This is a genomic window from Alterinioella sp. B-7, from assembly GCF_056857775.1.
Map to the genome: position 1 here is coordinate 63,218 of NZ_JBSXNT010000023.1, position 18,663 is coordinate 81,880.

The 18,663-nt window shown below is 67.4% G+C and carries 18 protein-coding genes; 13 read left to right on the plus strand and 5 right to left on the minus strand.

Annotated features, from left to right (window positions below; all coding sequences use genetic code 11):
* Positions 1-56: 56 nt before the first annotated feature.
* Positions 57-662 (minus strand): pyridoxamine 5'-phosphate oxidase, encoded by a 606-nt coding sequence (gene pdxH, locus AC13C7_RS04100; RefSeq protein WP_482866676.1) that lies wholly within the window; start codon positions 660-662, stop codon positions 57-59.
* A 153-nt stretch (positions 663-815) separates the two neighbouring features.
* Between pdxH and fabI the strand changes: the two genes are divergently transcribed.
* On the plus strand, positions 816-1,628 hold the full coding sequence (gene fabI, locus AC13C7_RS04105) for an enoyl-ACP reductase FabI (protein ID WP_482866677.1): 813 nt from the start codon (positions 816-818) through the stop codon (positions 1,626-1,628).
* Positions 1,625-2,134 carry a xanthine phosphoribosyltransferase gene (gpt, locus tag AC13C7_RS04110; protein ID WP_446117645.1) on the plus strand — a complete coding sequence of 170 codons (510 nt, stop codon included), beginning with the start codon at positions 1,625-1,627 and terminating at the stop codon, positions 2,132-2,134. Before fabI ends, gpt begins: the two co-directional genes overlap by 4 nt.
* Before the next feature lie 63 nt (positions 2,135-2,197).
* Here the strand turns inward: gpt and aroB are convergent, their stop codons facing one another.
* The gene (gene aroB / locus AC13C7_RS04115) at positions 2,198-3,313 is read right to left on the minus strand and encodes a 3-dehydroquinate synthase (protein WP_482866678.1); all 1,116 of its coding nucleotides are present in this window, start codon (positions 3,311-3,313) and stop codon (positions 2,198-2,200) included.
* The gene (locus AC13C7_RS04120; protein WP_172319457.1) at positions 3,310-3,825 is read right to left on the minus strand and encodes a shikimate kinase; all 516 of its coding nucleotides are present in this window, start codon (positions 3,823-3,825) and stop codon (positions 3,310-3,312) included. The genes aroB and AC13C7_RS04120 overlap by 4 nt, the downstream gene beginning before the upstream one ends.
* Positions 3,826-3,977: 152 nt before the next feature.
* Between AC13C7_RS04120 and AC13C7_RS04125 the strand changes: the two genes are divergently transcribed.
* The 5 genes from AC13C7_RS04125 (at position 3,978) to AC13C7_RS04145 (ending at position 8,932) form a co-directional block, all read left to right on the plus strand.
* Positions 3,978-4,115, plus strand: coding sequence for a hypothetical protein (locus AC13C7_RS04125; protein ID WP_172319289.1), 138 nt, complete (start codon positions 3,978-3,980; stop codon positions 4,113-4,115).
* Positions 4,105-5,604: a hypothetical protein gene (locus tag AC13C7_RS04130; protein ID WP_482866679.1), complete on the plus strand. Its 1,500-nt coding sequence runs from the start codon at positions 4,105-4,107 to the stop codon at positions 5,602-5,604. The genes AC13C7_RS04125 and AC13C7_RS04130 overlap by 11 nt, the downstream gene beginning before the upstream one ends.
* On the plus strand, positions 5,601-6,524 hold the full coding sequence (locus AC13C7_RS04135; RefSeq protein ID WP_482866680.1) for a site-specific tyrosine recombinase XerD: 924 nt from the start codon (positions 5,601-5,603) through the stop codon (positions 6,522-6,524). The genes AC13C7_RS04130 and AC13C7_RS04135 overlap by 4 nt, the downstream gene beginning before the upstream one ends.
* Before the next feature lie 78 nt (positions 6,525-6,602).
* Positions 6,603-8,180, plus strand: coding sequence for a GMC oxidoreductase (locus AC13C7_RS04140; RefSeq protein WP_482866681.1), 1,578 nt, complete (start codon positions 6,603-6,605; stop codon positions 8,178-8,180).
* Entirely contained in the window at positions 8,177-8,932 is a 756-nt protein-coding gene (locus AC13C7_RS04145) for an SDR family oxidoreductase (protein ID WP_482866682.1), read from the plus strand. Before AC13C7_RS04140 ends, AC13C7_RS04145 begins: the two co-directional genes overlap by 4 nt.
* On the opposite strand, the gene AC13C7_RS04150 is transcribed toward AC13C7_RS04145, so the two are convergent.
* Positions 8,923-9,675: a WecB/TagA/CpsF family glycosyltransferase gene (locus AC13C7_RS04150; protein ID WP_446169837.1), complete on the minus strand. Its 753-nt coding sequence runs from the start codon at positions 9,673-9,675 to the stop codon at positions 8,923-8,925. The genes AC13C7_RS04145 and AC13C7_RS04150 overlap by 10 nt on opposite strands.
* A 115-nt stretch (positions 9,676-9,790) precedes the next feature.
* Here AC13C7_RS04150 and AC13C7_RS04155 point away from each other — a divergent pair, with 115 nt between their 5' ends.
* The 6 genes from AC13C7_RS04155 (at position 9,791) to AC13C7_RS04180 (ending at position 17,321) form a co-directional block, all read left to right on the plus strand.
* Complete coding sequence (locus AC13C7_RS04155) at positions 9,791-10,939, plus strand: Gfo/Idh/MocA family protein (RefSeq protein ID WP_482866683.1); 1,149 nt, start codon at positions 9,791-9,793, stop codon at positions 10,937-10,939.
* Positions 10,927-11,868 carry an NAD-dependent epimerase/dehydratase family protein gene (locus tag AC13C7_RS04160; RefSeq protein ID WP_482866684.1) on the plus strand — a complete coding sequence of 314 codons (942 nt, stop codon included), beginning with the start codon at positions 10,927-10,929 and terminating at the stop codon, positions 11,866-11,868. Before AC13C7_RS04155 ends, AC13C7_RS04160 begins: the two co-directional genes overlap by 13 nt.
* A complete protein-coding gene (locus AC13C7_RS04165) occupies positions 11,865-13,094 on the plus strand; it encodes a glycosyltransferase (RefSeq protein WP_482866685.1) in 1,230 nt (409 codons plus the stop codon). Before AC13C7_RS04160 ends, AC13C7_RS04165 begins: the two co-directional genes overlap by 4 nt.
* Positions 13,091-14,056, plus strand: a complete 966-nt coding sequence (locus AC13C7_RS04170; protein ID WP_482866686.1) for a glycosyltransferase family 2 protein — start codon at positions 13,091-13,093, stop codon at positions 14,054-14,056. Before AC13C7_RS04165 ends, AC13C7_RS04170 begins: the two co-directional genes overlap by 4 nt.
* A gap of 11 nt (positions 14,057-14,067) precedes the next feature.
* The gene (locus tag AC13C7_RS04175) at positions 14,068-16,158 is read left to right on the plus strand and encodes an NAD-dependent epimerase/dehydratase family protein (protein WP_482866687.1); all 2,091 of its coding nucleotides are present in this window, start codon (positions 14,068-14,070) and stop codon (positions 16,156-16,158) included.
* An 86-nt stretch (positions 16,159-16,244) separates the two neighbouring features.
* Complete coding sequence (locus AC13C7_RS04180) at positions 16,245-17,321, plus strand: CpsD/CapB family tyrosine-protein kinase (RefSeq protein WP_172319300.1); 1,077 nt, start codon at positions 16,245-16,247, stop codon at positions 17,319-17,321.
* On the opposite strand, the gene AC13C7_RS04185 is transcribed toward AC13C7_RS04180, so the two are convergent.
* Positions 17,315-18,646, minus strand: coding sequence for a Wzz/FepE/Etk N-terminal domain-containing protein (locus tag AC13C7_RS04185; protein WP_482866688.1), 1,332 nt, complete (start codon positions 18,644-18,646; stop codon positions 17,315-17,317). The two genes, AC13C7_RS04180 and AC13C7_RS04185, sit on opposite strands and share 7 nt — an antisense overlap.
* Positions 18,647-18,663: the final 17 nt, after the last annotated feature.

Consider the following 18,663-nt stretch of genomic DNA (forward strand, 5'->3'; position numbering starts at 1 on the left):
TTGTGGCTAGAATTACAGGTTTTGCGCCGGTGCGGCAGGCAATCCCGCCCGCGATCTCAGGGGTTCAGGCGGGAAATCGCCCACGGGTCGGAGGCGTCCGCCCTGGTCCAGCGGAACCTGTCATGCAGACGAAAGGCCCCGTCGGCCCAGAACTCGATCTCGACCGGCGTCAGGCGGAACCCGCCCCAGTAGGGGGGCCGTTCGGGATGCGTGCCCTTCTGCGCCGTGACCTTCGCCACCTCTGCCATCAGCGCCGCGCGCGAGGACAAGGGTTGCGACTGGTCCGAGGCCCAGGCCCCAAGGCGGCTTTTCAGCGACCGGCTCTGGTAATAGGCGTCGGCCTGCGGGCCATCCTCGCGGGTGACGGTGCCGCGCACGCGCAATTGGCGGCGCAGCGATTTCCAGTGGCAGACAAAGGCGGCCTTGCCGGTGGCCTCGATCTCGCGCGCCTTGGCCGAGCCGTAATTGGTATAGAAGACAAAGGCGCCGGCCTCGATCTCCTTCAGCAGCACCATGCGCGCATTGGGCAGCCCGTCCGCATCCACCGTGGCCAGCGCGATGGCGTTGGGGTCATTCGGCTCACTCGCCTCGGCCTGCGCCAGCCAGTCCCGCGCGATGGCAAAGGGGTCATCCCCGGCAAAGATGCCCGTTCTGTCGCTCATGTCCCGCCTCGCCTGATGATCGCCGCGATGCGCAGGCTATCCGCCGCTTTCTCCCTCCGCAACCGCGCGTCTTGATGCAACCGCGCCAATGGCCTAAACGGACGCAAGTGTTAATAAACAGAAAAAACACCAAAGGGACGCGCGATGGGGTTGATGACGGGAAAACGCGGGCTGATCATGGGGCTCGCCAATGACAAATCCATCGCCTGGGGCATCGCGAAAGCCTGCGCCGACCAGGGCGCGGAACTGGCCTTTTCCTACCAGGGTGAGCAGTTGCTGAAACGGGTCAAACCGCTGGCCGCCCAGATCGGCTCGGACCTGATGATCCCCTGCGACGTGACGGATACCGCGTCGATGGATGCCCTGTTCGAGACACTGAAAGAGAAATGGGGCAGCATTGACTTCGTCGTTCATGCAATTGGTTTCTCGGATAAATCCGAGTTGCGCGGTCGCTATGTCGATACCTCTTCGGACAATTTCAAGATGACGATGGACATCTCGGTCTATTCCTTCACCGCCGTCTGCCGCCGCGCCGCCGCGATGATGGAGCCGGGCGGATCGCTGCTGACGCTGACCTATTACGGGGCCGAGCAGGTCATGCCGCATTACAACGTGATGGGCGTGGCCAAGGCCGCGCTTGAGGCCTCGGTCAAGTATATCGCCGAGGATCTGGGCAAGGACGGCATCCGCTGCAACGCCATTTCGGCCGGGCCGATCAAGACGCTGGCGGCCTCGGGCATCGGCGATTTCCGCTATATCATGAAATGGAACGAGCTGAATTCCCCCCTGCGCCGCAACGTCACGCAAGAGGAGGTCGGCAAATCGGCGGTCTACTTGCTCTCCGATCTCGGCTCGGGCACCACCGGCGAGACGCTGCATGTGGACGCAGGCTATCACGTGGTCGGCATGAAGGCGATCGACGCGCCCGACATGACCCTGGACAAGAAAGAGGGCGAGGCGCGATGAGCACACAACTGCCGCATGAAAAGGGGTTCCACATCTCCTGGGACCAGATCCACCGCGACAGCCGCGCGCTGGCCTGGCGGCTGGACCGGCGCGGACCGGGCGAGGATGGCGCGTGGAAGGCCGTGGTCGCGATCACCCGTGGCGGCATGGCGCCCGCGATGATCATCGCGCGCGAGCTGGACATCCGCACCGTCGATACCGTCTCGATCAAGTCCTATGACCACCAGACGCAGAGCGAGCCCGTGGTGCTGTCGAAACCCGACCCCGAGATGGTGGGCGACGGCACCGGGGTCCTGGTCATCGACGACCTTGTCGATAGCGGCAAGACGCTGGAAGTGGTGCGCAGGATGCTGCCGCAGGCGCATTTCGCCACCGTCTATGCCAAGCCCAAGGGCGAACCGATGGTCGATACCTTCATCACCGGGGTCAGCCAGGATACCTGGATCTTCTTCCCCTGGGACATGGCGCTGCAATATGTGAAGCCCTATAGCGGCAAGGACGACTGAGGCCGGAAAAATCTTGTCCAGGATTTTTCGGGCGAGAAGAATTTTGTCGCAAAATTCTTCCGCCTACCGCCCGCTCAGCGCGTCTTCCAGCAGACCGCGCACAGCCTCACGCGGGACATCCGCCGTCACGAAGGCATCCCCAATCCCGCGTGCAAGGATGAAGCGCAATTGCCCGTCCAGCACCTTCTTGTCCTGCGCCATCAGTGCCAGCAGACCGTCGGCGTCGGGCAGGTCGCCCTCGATATCCGCAATGTCGCGCTTCATGCCCATGTCGGCGAGATGCGCGCGTACCCGGCTCGGATCTTCCTGCGAACACAGGCCCAACCGCGCCGAGAGTTCAAACGCCAGCGCGCAGCCGATCGCCACGCCCTCGCCATGCAGCAGACGGTCGGAATAGCCCGTTGCGGCCTCCAGCGCGTGACAGAAGGTGTGGCCGAGGTTGAGCAGCGCGCGGTCGCCCTGCTCGGTCTCGTCGCGCACGACAATATCGGCCTTCATCTGCACCGAGCGGCGCACCGCCTCCAGCCGCAAAGCCTCGTCGCCCTTGGCCAGCGCGGGGCCGTTTTCCTCCATCCATTCAAAGAAATCCGCATCGCCAAGCAGCCCGTATTTCGCCACCTCGCCATAGCCAGCCCGGAAATCGCGGGGGCTCAGCGTGCCGAGCACACCGATATCGGCCAGCACCAGCGCGGGCTGGTGGAAGGCTCCGATCAGGTTCTTGCCAAGGGGTGAGTTGATCCCGGTCTTGCCGCCGACCGAGCTGTCGACCTGCGCCAGAAGGCTGGTGGGCAGTTGCACAAAGCGCACGCCCCGGCGCAGGATGGCGGCCGCGAAGCCGACCAGATCGCCGATCACGCCGCCACCGAAGGCCACCACGACATCGCGCCGTTCGGCCTGTTTTTCCAGCAGCCATTCAACCACTTCTGCCAGATGCGCCCAGTTTTTCGTGGCCTCGCCGGGCGGCAGGGTCAGCACCTCGGCCGCGATCCCCTCCGACGCCAGCCCCGCCTTCAGCACCTCCAGATGCAGCCCCGCCACGCGGCTCTCGGTCACCACAAAGACGCGGGGGCGGTGCAATAGCGGCGCGATCTCGGCCCCGGCGCGGTCCAGCAGCCCGGACCCGATCCGCACGACATAGGCGCGCGCGCCCAGGGAAACATGCACCACGGCGCCGCTCATCGCGCCACCTCCACCACGCCCGCGCCCGTGAGGCTTTTCAGAACCGCCTCCGTGGTCTGGTCGATCGACCAATGCGCCCGCGTCTCGACCGTGATCGCGGCCTGTTCATAGGCGGGCGTGCGCGCGACGAGAAGCTCCGCCAATGTGGCGCGCGGGTCGTCGGTGCGCAAAAGCGGCCTCGTGTCCTTGTGGCGCACGCGGGTCCACAGAAGCTCCAGATCGGCCTTGAGCCAGACAGACACCGCGCGCTCCGCGATCATCGCCCGGTTCTCGGCGCTCAACCATGCGCCGCCGCCGGTGGACAGCACGCAAGGCGGTCCGTCCAGCAGGCGCGCGATGATCCGGGCTTCCTTCTCGCGGAAGAAATCCTCGCCGTAGCGCTCGAATATCTCGGAAATCTCGAACTTGGAGGCGGCGACGATCTCGGCATCGGAATCCTCGAACGCCACGCCCAACCGCGCGGCGAGCGCACGGCCGATGGCGGTCTTTCCGGCCCCCATCATGCCGACCATGACCACGGTGCGCGTCAGTTGTAAACCCGGCTCCGGCACTCTTTCGCCCAATCCCAAAAAATTCTTCCCCGCACTGGCGCAATCCCCTTCCAGATGGCTTATAGTGAATCAAAAGCGGCGGCAAACGCCGAAAACAGGCAGGCTGGGAAAGAATGATAGGGCGTCTCTTCAAACTCCTCTTTATATTGGCGGTTCTCGCGGGCATCGGGCTGGTGGCCTATGCCTATTCGGGCATGATGCAGCCCCCCACGCGCGAGATCACGCGCCCGGTAGATCTGAATGTGGATTAGACCCGCCTGTATCGCCCTTGCGCTGGCCGGACCGGCGCTCGCGCAGGAGGAGACGGGCACGCCCCCCGACTGGCTGTCGGAAACCATCCTGTCGCCGCATGGCGATATCGCCACCTCGGCCACGCCCGAGGAAATCACCGTCATGCCCATCGGCGCGGTGCAACTGGATGCCGTGGGCCTGTTGACGCCCAGGCAGACGGGGCTGCCCGCCGATCTCTGGGGCGGTTCCTCATCCGCGACGCTGGCCAGCCTCTTTCGCGCGCAACCCTATGAGGGGCTGCCCGCGATCCAGTCGATGACGATGATGCTGGCGCTGGCAGAGGTGAACCCGCCCGAGGATGCGGCGCCTGACTCCGAGCTGTTCCTGGCCCGGCTCGACCTGCTCCTGGAACGTGGCGCGATCGAGCCTGCGCGGTCGCTGATGGAGCGCGCCGGGCCGACCGCGCCGCAGGTGTTCCGCCGCTGGTTCGACGTCAGCCTCCTGGCCGGACAGCCCGACCGCGCCTGTGCCGCGATGCGCGCCAATCCCGATATCGCGCCCTCCTTTCCCGCGCGCATCTTCTGCCTTGCGCGCAACGGTGACTGGCCCGCCGCGGCCCTGACGCTGGAAACCGGCGAGGCGCTTGGCTTCATCTCCCGGGACGAGGGCGATTTGATCGCCCGCTTCCTCGACCCCGAGCTGTTCGAGGGCGAGCCACCGCTGCCGCACGACCCGGTGCCCTCGCCCCTGCATTACGAGATGCGCGCCGCCATCGGCGAACGCCAGGGGGCCGCCACCCTGCCGCTGGCCTTCGCGCATTCCGACCTCACGGCCACCGCGGGCTGGCGCGCGCAGCTTGACGCCGCCGAACGGCTGGCGCGCTCGGGCGCGATCACGCCCGACCAATGGCAGGTGATCTATACCTCCCGCGTGCCGTCGGCCTCGGGCGGGGTCTGGGACCGGGTCGATGCGTTGCAGGAGTTTGACGTGGCGATGCTGGCCCAGGATCCGGGCGAGGTCGCCCGCCTGCTGCCGACGGTTTGGCGCGCCATGGACGAGGCGCGGCTGGAAGTGCCCTTTGCCGAGGTCTATGCCGAGCGGCTGATGCGCCTGCCGCTGACCGGCGAGACCGCCGAACTGGCCCGGCTCATCGCGCTTCTGTCGGAAAACTATGAACGCGCGGCGCAGCTTTCGGTGCCCCAGACGGATCGCGAACGCTTTCTCTTTGCCATTGCCCGCGGGCAGGCCCCGGAGGTGACGTTGCGCGGCGCGATGGCGGATATGATCGCGGCGGCCTTCGCGCCCCCCGTGGTCCCAGACCGCTACGCCCGCCTGGTCGAGGAGGACCGCATCGGCGAGGCGATCCTGCGCGCGGCGCTGGTGCTCAGCCGGGGCGATGGCGACATGGACGACATGCGTGACGCTCTGCAACTTCTGCGCGCCATGGGGATGGAGGGCACCGCGCGCCGCGCCGCCCTGCAACTGATGATCCTGGAGCGGCGCGGATGACCAGCTGGATCTCGCCCTTCCTGGAGGCGCAGGCGGCCGAGTTGAACGCGGCCGAGAACACGCTCCTGGCCTATGGTCGCGACCTGATGGATGTCGAGGGCTGGCTGGCGGATCGGGGCAAGGGCTTCGACACGGCCACGCGCGGCGAGATCGAAGGCTACCTGATCCATCTCGACGCGCAGGGCATGGCGAAATCGACCCGCGCCCGCAAGCTTTCGGCGATCAAGCAGCTTTACCGCTTCGCCTATGAGGAAGGGCTGCGCGGCGACAACCCGGCGCTTCAGATCAAGGGGCCGGGGCGCGACCGGGCGCTGCCGAAAACGCTGAGCATGGCTGAGGTCGACCGCCTGCTGGAGGCCGCCGAGACCCATGGCCGCAGCGCCGGCGACCGGTTGCGCAACACCTGCCTGATGCAGGTGCTCTACGCGACGGGCATGCGGGTGAGCGAGCTTGTCTCCCTGCCCGTTTCCGCCGCGCGGGGCGATCCGCAACTCCTGCTGATCCGGGGCAAGGGCGGCAAGGAACGCATGGTGCCGCTCTCGCCCCCTGCCCGCACCGCACTTGCCGCGTGGCTCGCCCATCGCGACAAGACCGAGGAGGTTGCGCGGGTCGAGACCGGTGCGCAACCCTCGCGCTTCCTCTTCCCCTCGCGCGGCAAGTCCGGCCACCTGACGCGGGTGCGGTTCTTTACCCTGATCAAGGAGATCGCGGTTGCCGCCGGGATCTCGCCCGCGACCGTCACGCCGCACACGCTGCGCCATGCCTTTGCGACTCATCTCCTGGAAAACGGCGCCGACCTGCGCGCCATCCAGACGCTTTTGGGTCACGCCGATATCGCCACGACCGAGATCTATACCCATGTGCTGGATGAACGTCTGAAATCGCTGGTGCTGGAACGCCATCCGCTGGCCGAGGACTGACCGGCCCATTTGCCAAAGACTTGCCGTAATGTAGCTGTAACGTAAGGCAAACGACCCGCGTCGGCGGGCACTTTCGGGATGGGCAGCGTCATTTCTGAACCCCTGTCAGATATCACCGCGCGTCACTGGGACGCGATCGTGATCGGCACCGGCATCGGTGGCGGCACGGCTGGCCGCGCGCTGGCCGAGGCGGGGCTGTCGGTCTTGTTCGTGGAAAAAGGCCGCGAGGGGCTGCGCGCCGAGGAACCCGGGCTGGATCAGGGGATATTCGATCCCGTCGCGCGCGCGGTGCGCGGGCTCTGGCCCGATCCGATCCTCGCCGAGGTGAACGGCACGCGGCAGGAGATGTTCGCGCCGCTTGGCGCGGGTGTCGGGGGGTCTTCGGTCTTCTACGCGGCGACGCTGGAACGCCCCGAGCCGCATGACCTGGATGACAGCGAAGAGCGCCCGCATCCGACCGGCGGCTGGCCGCTGAGTTTCGCCGAAATGCAGCCCTGGTTCGACAAGGCGACGGCGCTCTATGCGCTGCATGGCGACCCCGATCCCCTCTCGGACCAGCCCAATTCCGCGCTTTCCGCGCCGCCGCCCGCCCAACCCGGCGATGCCATGATCATGGAGAGGTTGCGCGCCAACGGGTTGCATCCCTACCGGCTGCACACGGCCTTGAAATACCTCGATAATTGCGCCGAATGTCTTGGCCGCAAATGCCCGCGTGCCTGCAAGATGGATGGCCGCTCGGCCGGGGTGGAACCAGCGCTTGCCACCGGCAAGGCGGTGCTGCTGACCGGCTGCGATGTGACGCGGTTGGAGCGCGACGGAGCAAACGTGACACAGGTACTTGCGCGCAAGGGGGGCGAGGAGATCACCCTCACCGCCCGCCATATCGTTCTGGCCGCCGGTGCGCTGTCTTCGCCGCGCCTGTTGCTGGCCTCGGCGTCTGAGTCTGACCCGACCGGCATCGGCAACGCGCATGACCTCGTAGGCCGCAATCTGATGTTCCACCTCAACGAGATCTTCGCGCTTTGGCCGGGGCGCGCGGCGGGATTCACCGGACCGTCGAAATCCGTCGGCTTCCGTGACCTCTATTTCAAGGACGCTCAACGGCTTGGCATGGTGCAGGCGATGGGGATGGATGTGGGCTATGGCGAGATCGTGCATCACTTGCGCGGGCGGGTCGCGCGTTCCTGGCTCCGGCATATCCCCGGCGCCATGGACGCCACCCGCATCCCGGCGGCGATCGGCGCGAAGCTGATGGGGCAGGCCAAGGTTTTCGTCGGCCTGTTGGAAGACCTGCCCTATGCGGAAAACCGCGTGACGGATGAGGCGGGCCAGATTGCCCTCACCTACCGCATCGCGCCCGAGCTTCTGGCCCGCCGCCGCGCCTTCCGCCGTCATATCCGCCGCGCCTTCAAGGGCCAGCGCACCGCCTTCCTGACCCACGCGCCCGAGCCCAATTTTGGCCATCCCTGCGGCACGCTCGCCATGGGCACGGCCCCCGCGACATCGGTGCTGGACGCGTCGGGCCGGGTTCACGGAATACGCAATCTCTGGGTGACGGATGCCTCGGTCTTCCCGACCTCGATGGGCGTCAACCCGAGCCTGACCATCGCCGCCAACGCGCTGCGGGTGGCCTCGATCATGGGAGAAGAGAGATGAACGCGATCACGGATGGATGCGCCATCGTCACCGGCGCGGGCGGCGGGCTTGGCAGGGCTCTGGCGCTGGAACTGGCGCAACATATGCAGGTCGCGGGGCTTGGCCGGGGCATGGCGGCGCTGGAGGAAACCGAAAGCCTCGCGGGCGGCAATTTCCTGCCCCTGCAGGCGGATGTCTCGGACCCCGTGCAGGTCGCGCAAGCCTTCGAGGCGGCACGCAATACCGCGCCCATCACGCTTCTCATCAACAACGCCGCCAGCTATCCGCGCCGCGATTTCCTGGATGAGACGGCGGGCAGTTTCATGGACACGGTCGCCATCAACCTCGGCGGCATCGTCACCTGCACCCGCGCCGCGCTGAGTGACATGACCGCAACGGGCTTTGGCCGCATCCTCAACGTCGCCACCTTCGCCGACATGCACCCCCTGCCCGCGTCGTCGGCCTATGCCGTGTCCAAGGGCGCCGCGCGCATCTTCACCCGTGCGCTGATCGCCGATATCGGCGACCGGTTTCCGGGCATCGTGGTCAATGACTGGATGCCGGGGATGCTGAAGACCGGCATGGGGATACCGGACGGGCTGGAGCCTTCGCAGGCGGCCAGGTGGGGCGCGAAACTGGCGCTCTGGCACGATCCGTCGCTGACCGGCACCACATGGGAGATGGGAGCGGAGATCCCGCCGCCCCGGTCCCTGAAACGCCGCTTGGCGGACCGCGTGCTACTGCGCCCGCGCGTGAACCCGCGTCACCTTTGACGCATCCGCCAGGAGCGCCAGAGATGGCCGGGCAGGATCAGGGCGGACAGGATGTAGCGCCGCGCCATACGTCGCGGGTCGGACAACATCCGCCAGGCCCATTCCATCGCAATGCGGCGCACCCATTCCGGCGCACGGACCTGTTTTCCCGACAGGAAATCCAAGCCCGCCCCGATGGAGGCAAAGCCGATCCCCGGCGTGACCTGCCGCCCGAGGGCCGCCAACCTCTCCTGCTTCGGGGCGCCGAGGGCGAGGAAGCAGAGGCCAACGCCCGCCGCATCCAGCCGGTTCAGCACCGCGCGCGCGGTATCCCCGTCGGGATCGAACCCCATCGGCGGTGCGATCCTCTCGACCACGCGCAACCCCGGCACTGCCCGTTCCAGCGCCTCGGTCGCGCCTGCGAGGCTGTCCTCGGTGGAGCCGACCAGCCCCACCGCCACGCCCATCCCGGCCGCGATGCGCGCCAGCGGCAAGATCAGGTCGGATCCCGGCAAAAGCTCCACCGACCGCCCCGCCAGCGCGGCACACCAGACGATCGGGTTGCCATCGGCGGTGACGAACTCCTGCGCGGCGTAGGCGTCCCGAAACGGTCCCTCGACGCGCAGCTTTTCCAGGTGGTCGAGGTTCAGTGTCGCCAGCGCAAAGCCCTGCCCCCGCGCGAAGCGGTCGCGCATGTTGTGCTCCAGCACTGCCCGGTCCGGCACCGTGACGGCGACCGCGAAACTGCCTGCCTGAAACTCCACCCGAACGCTCCTCGCCACCCGACCCCGTTGTCGCAAGAGATTGCGATACAAGACAAACTGTTGCCATGCTTTTATGGTCACTATGAACGAAACGACAAGGCAGAGCGGACCGGACATGGCAGGCGAGACGCAGCGAACCAGCGCAAGCGCGCGCGGGACACCTGATGGCGTGACCGTGATCGGCTGCGGTTTCGTGGCCGATCTCTATATGCGGTCGCTCAGGACTTTCCCGCAAATCCAGGTGCTTGGCGCCTTTGATCACGACGCACAGCGCATGGCCGCCTTTTGCGCGCATTGGTCCATCCCCGCGCTGCCCGACATGGGCGCGGCCCTGGCCACCGGCGGACTGATCCTCAACCTGACCAACCCCACCTCCCATGCCGACGTGATCCGCGCGAGCCTTGAGGCAGGCCGCCATGTCTTCAGTGAAAAGCCGATGGTGCTGGATCTCGACACCGCGAAATCCCTGCGCGCGCTGGCGGGCGAACGCCGGGTGCAACTGGCCACGGCCCCCTCCTCGGTCCTGGGCGAGGCCGCGCAGACCCTGGGCCATGCCTTGCGCAACGGCCTGCCCGGCACCCCGCGCCTGATCTATGCCGAGCTGGATGACGGCTTTATCCCGCAAGCCCCGGTCGAGGCCTGGATCAGCGAAAGCGGCGCGCCCTGGCCCTTTGCGGATGAGTTTCGTACCGGCTGCACGCTGGAACATGCGGGCTATTACCTGTCGTGGCTGATCGCCCATTTCGGCGCCGTGACCCGCGTGGTGACGGCCACGGCCGAGGTCATCCCGGCCAAGCGGGGCCTCAAGGACTGCGCCCCGGATGTCTCGGTCGCCATGCTTTATTTTGCCTCCGGCCCCGTCGCGCGGCTGACCTGTTCCATCGCCGCCCCGCATGATCACCGGCTGCGCATCGTCGGCGATGACGGCGTGTTGCAGATCGACAGGGCCTGGGACAACGCAGCGCCCGTGCGCCACCGCAAGCGGCTGCGCATCCGGCGGCGTCTGCTGGAAAGCCCGGTCGCCAAGCGCATCCGGCTGCCCGGGCCGACCCATCCGCACCTGCCCCGCAAGGGCGCGGCGGCGATGAATTTCGCGCTTGGACCGGCGGAAATGCTTGAGGCGATCCGCGCCCGCCGCCCCTCGCGTCTGGCGGGCGACTACGCGCTGCACCTGACCGAGGTGACGCTGGCCTGCCAGAAGACGGGCATGCACGAGATGACCACGTCTTGCGAAAAGATGAAGCCGATGCCATGGGCGTGCTGACCCTCCTTGTCACCGGGGCCGCGGGCCATATCGGGCGGGCGGCGGTCGCACGGGCGCTGGAACGTGGGCATAGCGTGCGCGCGCTGCTACGCGGCGGCGCGCCGTTCGGGCCGCAAGACCGCCTGACCGTCATCCGCGCCGACCTGGCCACCGACGACCTGACCCTGGCGCTGAAGGATGTGGACACCGTGCTGCATTGCGCGGCAGCGATGCACGGTAATGAGGCCGCGATGCAGCGCGATACGGTCACCGCCACCGAACGGCTGGTGCAGGCGGCGGGCGTGGCGGGCGTCGCGCATATCGTGCTGGCCGGATCGGTCTCTGTCTACGGGCTGAAATCCATCCCCGAGGGCCACGTCATCACCGAGGACAGCCCGCTTGAAACCGACCTGAAACACCGTGACGCCTATACCCGCGCCAAGCTGGCGCAGGAGCATGTCGCGATCGGCGGCCCCTGCCCCGCCACGATCCTGCGCATCGGCGCGGTCTGGGGGCCGGGGCGGCTGTGGAATGGGCATCTCGGGGTGGCGAAGGGGCCGATTTTGATCCGCCTCGCCCGCGACGGGCAGATCCCGCTGGCCCATATCACCCGCGCCGCGGCGGCGCTGGTCGCGGCGACGGAGCTTGGCCCGAGCGGCGCCAACCCGCTCAACATCCTCGACCACGACCTGCCCGACCGCGCGCGTTACCTGGCCGCGTTGCAGACCGGCGGCTGGCCGAAACTGGTGCTGCCCGTGAGCTGGCACGCGCTCGACCGGATCGCCGCGCATCTGCCGGGTGCGCGCCGCCCCGGATTTTTGCGGCAAGCCACATTGCACGCGCGCATGAAACCCGTCGGCTGGAGTGCCGCGAGAGCCGAGGCCGCGCTGGACCTGCCCGAACAACCGGGCTTCGAGGCGCTGATGGCCGCCGCGCTGGAGGCCCAATGAAGATCGCCTATCTCACCGGCGAATACCCCCGCGCCACCGACACCTTCATCCAGCGCGAGGTCGCCGCCCTGCGTGGCCTTGGCTTCGACGTTCTGACCTGTTCGATCCGTCGCACCGGGCCTGCGCACCTTGTCGGCGAGGAGCAGAAGGCCGAGGCCGCGCGCACCTTCCACGTCCTCGCGAATGCGCTGAACCTTTGGACGCTCGCCCGCGCGAAGCTCTCCGCCCTGCGCAGCCCCGCCCGATATTTCAAGGCGCTGGCGCTGGCCTGGCGCACGGCCCCCAGGGGTCTGCGCGGGCGCGCCTATAACCTGGTCTATTTCGCCGAGGCGCTGGTGCTGGCCCATCACCTGCGCCGCGAGAGCGTCACCCATCTGCACAACCATATCGCCAAAGCCAGCTGCACCGTCGCGATGCTGGCCAGCCAGCTCTCGGGCATCCCCTACAGCTTCACCCTGCACGGCCCCGACATCTTTTTCGCACCCGAGCACTGGCGGCTGGACGAGAAGATCGCCCGCGCGCGCTTTGTCTCCTGCATCAGCGATTTCGCCCGTGCGCAGGCGATGCTGTTCTCGGACCAGGCCCATTGGCCGAAGCTCAAGATCGTCCATTGCGGGGTGGACCCCGCCCGCTATGACGCGTCCGGCCCGCGTGACGGGCATCACCTGGCCTTTGTCGGACGCTTGGATGCGGTCAAGGGCGTGCCGCTGCTGCTGGAAGCACTGGCCGCGGCGCGCGAGAGCCTGCCCGATCTGTGCCTGACCCTCGTGGGCGACGGCCCGGATCGTGAGGCGCTGCTGGACCGGGCCCGCGCGCTGGACCTGTCGGAGGCCGTCGAATTCGCGGGCTACCTCTCGCAAACCGAGGTCGCGGCCCTTCTGACTTATGCCGATTGCCTTGTCCTTCCCAGCTTTGCCGAAGGTGTGCCCGTGGTGCTGATGGAAGCAATGGCCGCGCGCCTGCCCGTCATTGCAACCCGCGTCGGTGGCGTCAGCGAACTGGTCGAGGACGGTGTGTCCGGCCTCCTGGTGCCGCCGGGCGACGTGGCGTCCCTGACGCAGGCCATCAAGCAGGTCATGAAGTCCGACCGTGCCGCCATGGGCCAAGCGGGCCGCGCCGCCGTCGAGGCCGGGTTCGACATCGGGACCGAGGCCAAGCGGCTGGCGCATCTGCTGCGCGCAGGCCCCGACCTGCCGCATGACAAACGCCCGGAGGCCCGCCCATGACCAAGCTTGCCATCATCGCCATCGGCCGGAATGAGGGCGAGCGCCTGCGCGCCTGCCTGACCAGCCTGCAAGGGGCGGATGCACGGATCATCTATGTCGATAGCGGATCGACGGATGACAGCGTGGAGTTTGCCCGCAGCCTCGGCGTCGAAGTGGTCGAGCTTGACCAGGACACCCCCTTCACCGCCGCCCGCGCGCGCAATGCAGGCATCGCGGCCCTGGGCGAAGACCTGCCCGATTTCATCCATTTCATCGACGGCGATTGCGTGCTGGTCGAAGGCTGGCTGGAGACGGGACTTGCCGCCATCGAGGCCGACCCGCAGCTTGGCATCGTCACCGGCTGGCGCCGGGAGATCGCGCCCGAGGCCAGCATCTACAACGCCATCTGCGACCATGAATGGCAGCGTCCGGCGGGCCCGATCACGGCCTGCGGCGGCGACATGCTTGTGCGGTCGGAGGCGTTCCAGGCGGCGGGCGGCTTCAATCCAGAGGTCATCGCGGCGGAGGATGACGAGTTCTGCCTGCGTGTCGCCATGTCCGGCTATACGCTCCTCCGCCTGCCGCATGACATGACCCGCCACGACGCCGACATGCACCGGTTTTCGCAATGGTGGCAGCGCGCCGTGCGCAACGGGCATGGCTTCGCGCAGCTTGGCGCGCTGCACCCGAACCACCTGACGCGCGAGAGGATGCGGGTGCTGATCTTCGCGCTGATCCTGCCCGCCCTCGCCCTTATCGGCGCATTCATCACGCCCTGGCTGCTGCTTGGCGTTGTCGCGGTCTATCTCGGATCGTATCTGCGCACCTGGCTCGGACTGCGGCAGGGCGGCATGGCCACGGGGCTGGCGGCGCATCAGGCGCTTTTTCTCAGCCTCTCGAAATTTCCCAACCTGATCGGCATGGCCCGTTTCCACCTGCGCAAGCGGCGCGGGGCGGATATGCAGATCATCGAGTACAAGTGAGAGGTCCGGCAATGCCCTCCCTCATCCGCGTCGGCCTGATTGGGGCTGGCTACATCGCCGACTGGCACGCCACCGCACTGAAGGCCACGAAAGGTGTGCGGATCACCGCCATTTGCGACCGGAATGCGGCGGCGGCGCATCCCCTGGCCGAGGCCCATGGCGCGCAGGTCTTCAGCGACCTTTCCGACCTGATCGCCAGCGGCACCTGCGACGCGGTCCATATCCTGACACCGCCCGACCTGCACCGCGACATCGCGGTCGAATGCCTGTCCGGCGGCCTGCATGTGCTGGTGGAAAAGCCCGTCGGATTGAGCGTGGCAGAGGTCGAGGCGATCGAGGCCGCCGCGCAGTCATCGGGCAAGTCCTTCATCGCGGGGCATAATTTCCTCGGCCTCCCACGCTATCTGCGCCTCAAGGATCAAGTGGCCACCGGCATGCTTGGCCGCATATCCTCGGTTCATATCACCTGGGCGCTGCCGCTCTCCCCCCTGCGTTCGGGGCCTTACGGGCTGTGGCTGCTGCGCGAGGCGAAGAACCTGCTGCTGGAGCTTGGGCCGCACCCCTTTTCCTTCGCGGTCGACCTGCTCGGCCCGCTGGAGATCCGCGCGCTGGAGACCGGGCAAACCGTGACCCTGCCGGGCGGCGAGACCCGACCGCAAAGCTGGCGCATCCTGGCGCGCGCGGGCGAAGTGGATGTCAGCTTTCACCTCGGCCTTGTCGAGACCACCGATGACCGCAGCGTTACCGTGCGTGGCTCCACCGGCATGGCACGGCTGGACTATGCCGCCGATACGGCGGTCACTAGCCGCGACAACACCGCCGATCTGGTGCTGAACCCGCTGCGCAAATCGCTTGGCCAAGCGGGCGGGCACCTGCGCGAGGGCCTGCGCAATGCCTCCCTGCAACTGGCCTCGCTCAACCGCAAATCCCCCTACGGGCAGAGCTTTCGCGGCATGGTTTCGACGGTCTATGCCGATCTGGCCGCCGGTCGCCCGGTCGATGGGCGATTCTCGGGGGCCTCGGCGCGCATGGTCATGCAGGGGATCGAGGATACATTGGCCCGCCTGCCCGCACAGCCCGCGCCCGCCATCCCGCAGGGCACGCCCAAGCCGCGCGTCATGGTCATCGGCGGCACCGGCTATGTCGGGCGCAACCTCACCCGCGCGCTGGTGGCCCGCGGCCATGACGTGCGGGTGCTCAGCCGAGGGCGGCACGGGCCGTTCAGCGACATTGCCGATCACGTCGAGATCATGCCCGTGGATCTGCGCGACCAAGGCGCGATTGCGCAGGCGATGGACGGCATCCACACTGTCTACAACCTCGCCAAATCCATGGACATGACGTGGGGTTCGGCGCTGGAAAACGATGTCGGCACCGCCATGCGCATCGGCGAGGCCGCGTTGCAGGCAGGCGTCAGCCGCCTGATCTATACCGGCACCATCGCCAGCTACGACATGTCCGACCCCAGGGCTGTCATCACCGAGAAGACCCCCTTCGGCGACACGGAAAACCGCAACCTCTATGCCCGCTCCAAGGCCGAATGCGAGGCGCGGCTTGCGCGGATGCAGCGCGATCGTGGCCTGCCCCTGATCATCGCGCGCCCCGGCATCGTGGTGGGCGGCGACGGGCCGTTGCAGCACTGGGGCATCGGGCGTTGGCACGGGCCGGGGGCGGTCAAGCTCTGGGGCAACGGGCGCAATATCCTGCCCTTCGTGCTGGCCGATGACCTGTCGGATGGGCTGATTGCGATGATGGACGCGCCGGGTGCGATCGGGCAAAGCTTCAACCTGACCGGAGAGCAGATGCTGTCGGCCCGCGACTATTTCGACGCGATCCATGCGCGGCTGAATGCAGGGATACGCGTCTCCACCGGGCATCTGACCGGGCTCTGGCTGGCGGGGTCTGTCAAATACGCGCTGAAACGGTATGCGCTTGGGCGAAGCGATGCGGTGCGGCCCTCGCTTGCCGACTGGAAATCGCGCGCGCATCTGGCCCGGTTCGACAACAGTCATCCCAAGGCGGCGCTGAACTGGCAGCCGGAACCCGACCGCGCGGCCTTCCTGGATCGTGCTATCGACGGGCCGCGATTGTTTGGAATATGAGAAAACCGGCTTAATTCTGCCAAGATCACCGGGCAGGATGCGCCGCATGGCGCGGGCCGCCCAATGACGACAAAGTAAAGGCCGAGATGAGCAGAGACAGGACACGCCCCGGCGACGACGCCCTGAGCGACAGCGAACGCGCGCGGCGCGAGCTGGAAAAGCGCCTGCGCGCGGCGCTGATCGAGGGCGAGGAACCGATCCCGGATGAGGCGGAGCAGGAGGACGACGCCCCCCTGCCCCTGACCGACCGGGTCGAGGATGCGCCGGAGGTGCAGGCCGAGATCTCCCCGGTGGCGGTGGAGGAAGCGCCCGCAGCTACACCGGTCGAAGCCCCTGCCGAACCCGCACCCGCCGCGCAGTCCCCTGCCGAACCTACCCAGCAGGCCCCTGCCGAACCGGCACCCCAGGCCGCCGCCGAACGCACACCGCAGCCGAACCTCTGGAACCGCCTGCCCCGCATCCCCGTCGATCCCGCCCGGATGGAGCGCAACCTCGTCATCACCGCGAACCGCCACGACCCGGCCCACGCCGCCTTTGACGTGTTGCGCACGCGGATGATCCAGGCGATGCGCGACAAGGGCTGGCACCGGGTCGGCATCACCTCGCCCACGGCGGGCTGCGGCAAGAGCTTCACCGCCATCAACCTCGCGGTCAGCCTGTCGCGGCTCAGCGATTTCCGCACCGTCTTGCTGGATTTCGACCTGCACCGGCCCGGCCTCTCGCGGATCCTGGGCCTCAAGGACATGCCCGCCACCGCCGATTTCCTGCGCGGTGAGATCGGGGCCGAGGACTATCTCTCCACCTTCGCGCCCAACATGCTCAATATCGGCGACCGGCTGGCGCTTGGCGTCAATGGCCGGGTGGAGCCCTTCGCCTCCGAATTGTTCGCCAACCCGCGCTCGGCCGAGGTCATCGCGCGGATGCAGACCGATCTACAGGCCGATCTGGTCCTTTTCGACCTGCCGCCCGCGCTGGCGATGGATGACGTGCTGGCCCTGCGCCCGCATCTCGATTGCGTGCTGATCGTGGTCGGCGGCGGCGAAACCCGCGCCCGCGACATGCGCGAGGTGCAGAGCCGCTTGGGCGAGGATATGCCCATCCTCGGCGTCGTCATGAACAAGGCCGAGGTCGACGCGTCGGCGGGCTATTCCTACGGCTACTGACCCCGGCGCAACCCGGCCAGCCGTGTCTGCATTGCCGGCAGGTTCTCCGCGATCCTCCGCCAGAGCGCGCGCGCCAGCGCCGCCAGCCCCGCGACGATGGCCACCAGCGCCCCGATCCAGATAAGCCGCCCGCGCCGGATGTCGTGACGGGTGCGCAGGTTGGGGATGGCGACAACCGGCGTCACGCCCAATTCACGCTCAAGCTGTGCGGGGCTGCGGATGCGCCCGTCGAGGATCTCGATGGCTAGCGCCGTGCCAAGCGCCAGCAGCGTCACCACCACGGCCCCCGCCAGCGCGATCTTGCGGCGGCTGGCCGAGACGGGAAATTCCGGCGCGATGGCGGTTTCCAGCACCTCGAAACGCTCGGCCTGGTTGCGGCTGTCCAGAAGCTGGTTCATCGCCGCCTCGGCGCGGCTGGAGGTGATCACCTCCATCTCGCCCTGCAGTTGCGCGATCTCGCGCTCATAGGCGTTGATCTGGCGCTGCACCTCGGGGGCGGCGGCAATTGCGGCCTCAAGCTCGATGATTGCATCGACGACCAATGCCAGGCGCTGGTTCAGCAACTCGGCCCTGCGTTGTTGCGATTCGGCCAGCAGGCGACCCGAGGCGTTCTCAAGCTCGATGATCTCCTCCTCGATCTCGATCCGGCTCTGCATGAGGCTGGCCAGCTGGGTGCGTTGCGTGGCAATCGCGGCCGGCAATGATCCGGCGTTCTCCTGCTGGAATTGCGAGAACTCATATTCCAGCGCGTCGATGGCGGTGCCAAGCCGGGTCTCCTCGGCGACCAGAAACTCCAGCGTCGCCGCCGTCCGGCCCGAGGTGCGCGCCTCGGCCTCTTCCAGCACTCGGTCAAGGAACACGTTGGCCACATCGGCGGCCACATCCGGATCACCAAGCCGCACCGTGATGACCAGGCCCGAGGGGTGCACATCGGGCCGCCAGGCCTGTTGCTGGTCGATCAGCTTGACGATCGAGACCGCCTCACGCAGCAAGGCCACGCGTTCGGTCATGCTCCGACCGTCCGTCCAGAGGTCGAACTGGTCCAGCACCGACAGGATATGATCGCGCGACATCAATTGCTGTTCGATCAGGTCCAGCTCGCTATCGGGGTCGAGCGCGCCGGTGCCGCCGCCCGATTGCGTCGCCAGCCGTTCGACCACCTGCGCCGCCTCGATCTGGATCACCGCCGTCGCCTCGTAGACGCGCGGCTGGCTGAGCGCATAGTTCAACGCCAGCGGAAATCCGATCAGCACGATCAGGGCGACGATGCGCCATTGCCGCTTCAAGATGCGCGGGATGTCGCGCAGCGATGTAATCGGACCCATGCCGATTGCTCCTCTTT

What these genes read in the sequence shown, in the direction of transcription:
- pdxH (WP_482866676.1), bottom strand. Translation starts at nt 662, where the DNA reads ATGAGCGACAGAACGGGCATCTTTGCCGGGGATGACCCCTTTGCCATC.
- fabI (WP_482866677.1), top strand. Translation starts at nt 816, where the DNA reads ATGACGGGAAAACGCGGGCTGATCATGGGGCTCGCCAATGACAAATCC.
- gpt (WP_446117645.1), top strand. Translation starts at nt 1,625, where the DNA reads ATGAGCACACAACTGCCGCATGAAAAGGGGTTCCACATCTCCTGGGAC.
- aroB (WP_482866678.1), bottom strand. Translation starts at nt 3,313, where the DNA reads ATGAGCGGCGCCGTGGTGCATGTTTCCCTGGGCGCGCGCGCCTATGTC.
- AC13C7_RS04120 (WP_172319457.1), bottom strand. Translation starts at nt 3,825, where the DNA reads ATGGTCGGCATGATGGGGGCCGGAAAGACCGCCATCGGCCGTGCGCTC.
- AC13C7_RS04125 (WP_172319289.1), top strand. Translation starts at nt 3,978, where the DNA reads ATGATAGGGCGTCTCTTCAAACTCCTCTTTATATTGGCGGTTCTCGCG.
- AC13C7_RS04130 (WP_482866679.1), top strand. Translation starts at nt 4,105, where the DNA reads ATGTGGATTAGACCCGCCTGTATCGCCCTTGCGCTGGCCGGACCGGCG.
- AC13C7_RS04135 (WP_482866680.1), top strand. Translation starts at nt 5,601, where the DNA reads ATGACCAGCTGGATCTCGCCCTTCCTGGAGGCGCAGGCGGCCGAGTTG.
- AC13C7_RS04140 (WP_482866681.1), top strand. Translation starts at nt 6,603, where the DNA reads ATGGGCAGCGTCATTTCTGAACCCCTGTCAGATATCACCGCGCGTCAC.
- AC13C7_RS04145 (WP_482866682.1), top strand. Translation starts at nt 8,177, where the DNA reads ATGAACGCGATCACGGATGGATGCGCCATCGTCACCGGCGCGGGCGGC.
- AC13C7_RS04155 (WP_482866683.1), top strand. Translation starts at nt 9,791, where the DNA reads ATGGCAGGCGAGACGCAGCGAACCAGCGCAAGCGCGCGCGGGACACCT.
- AC13C7_RS04160 (WP_482866684.1), top strand. Translation starts at nt 10,927, where the DNA reads ATGGGCGTGCTGACCCTCCTTGTCACCGGGGCCGCGGGCCATATCGGG.
- AC13C7_RS04165 (WP_482866685.1), top strand. Translation starts at nt 11,865, where the DNA reads ATGAAGATCGCCTATCTCACCGGCGAATACCCCCGCGCCACCGACACC.
- AC13C7_RS04170 (WP_482866686.1), top strand. Translation starts at nt 13,091, where the DNA reads ATGACCAAGCTTGCCATCATCGCCATCGGCCGGAATGAGGGCGAGCGC.
- AC13C7_RS04175 (WP_482866687.1), top strand. Translation starts at nt 14,068, where the DNA reads ATGCCCTCCCTCATCCGCGTCGGCCTGATTGGGGCTGGCTACATCGCC.
- AC13C7_RS04180 (WP_172319300.1), top strand. Translation starts at nt 16,245, where the DNA reads ATGAGCAGAGACAGGACACGCCCCGGCGACGACGCCCTGAGCGACAGC.
- AC13C7_RS04185 (WP_482866688.1), bottom strand. Translation starts at nt 18,646, where the DNA reads ATGGGTCCGATTACATCGCTGCGCGACATCCCGCGCATCTTGAAGCGG.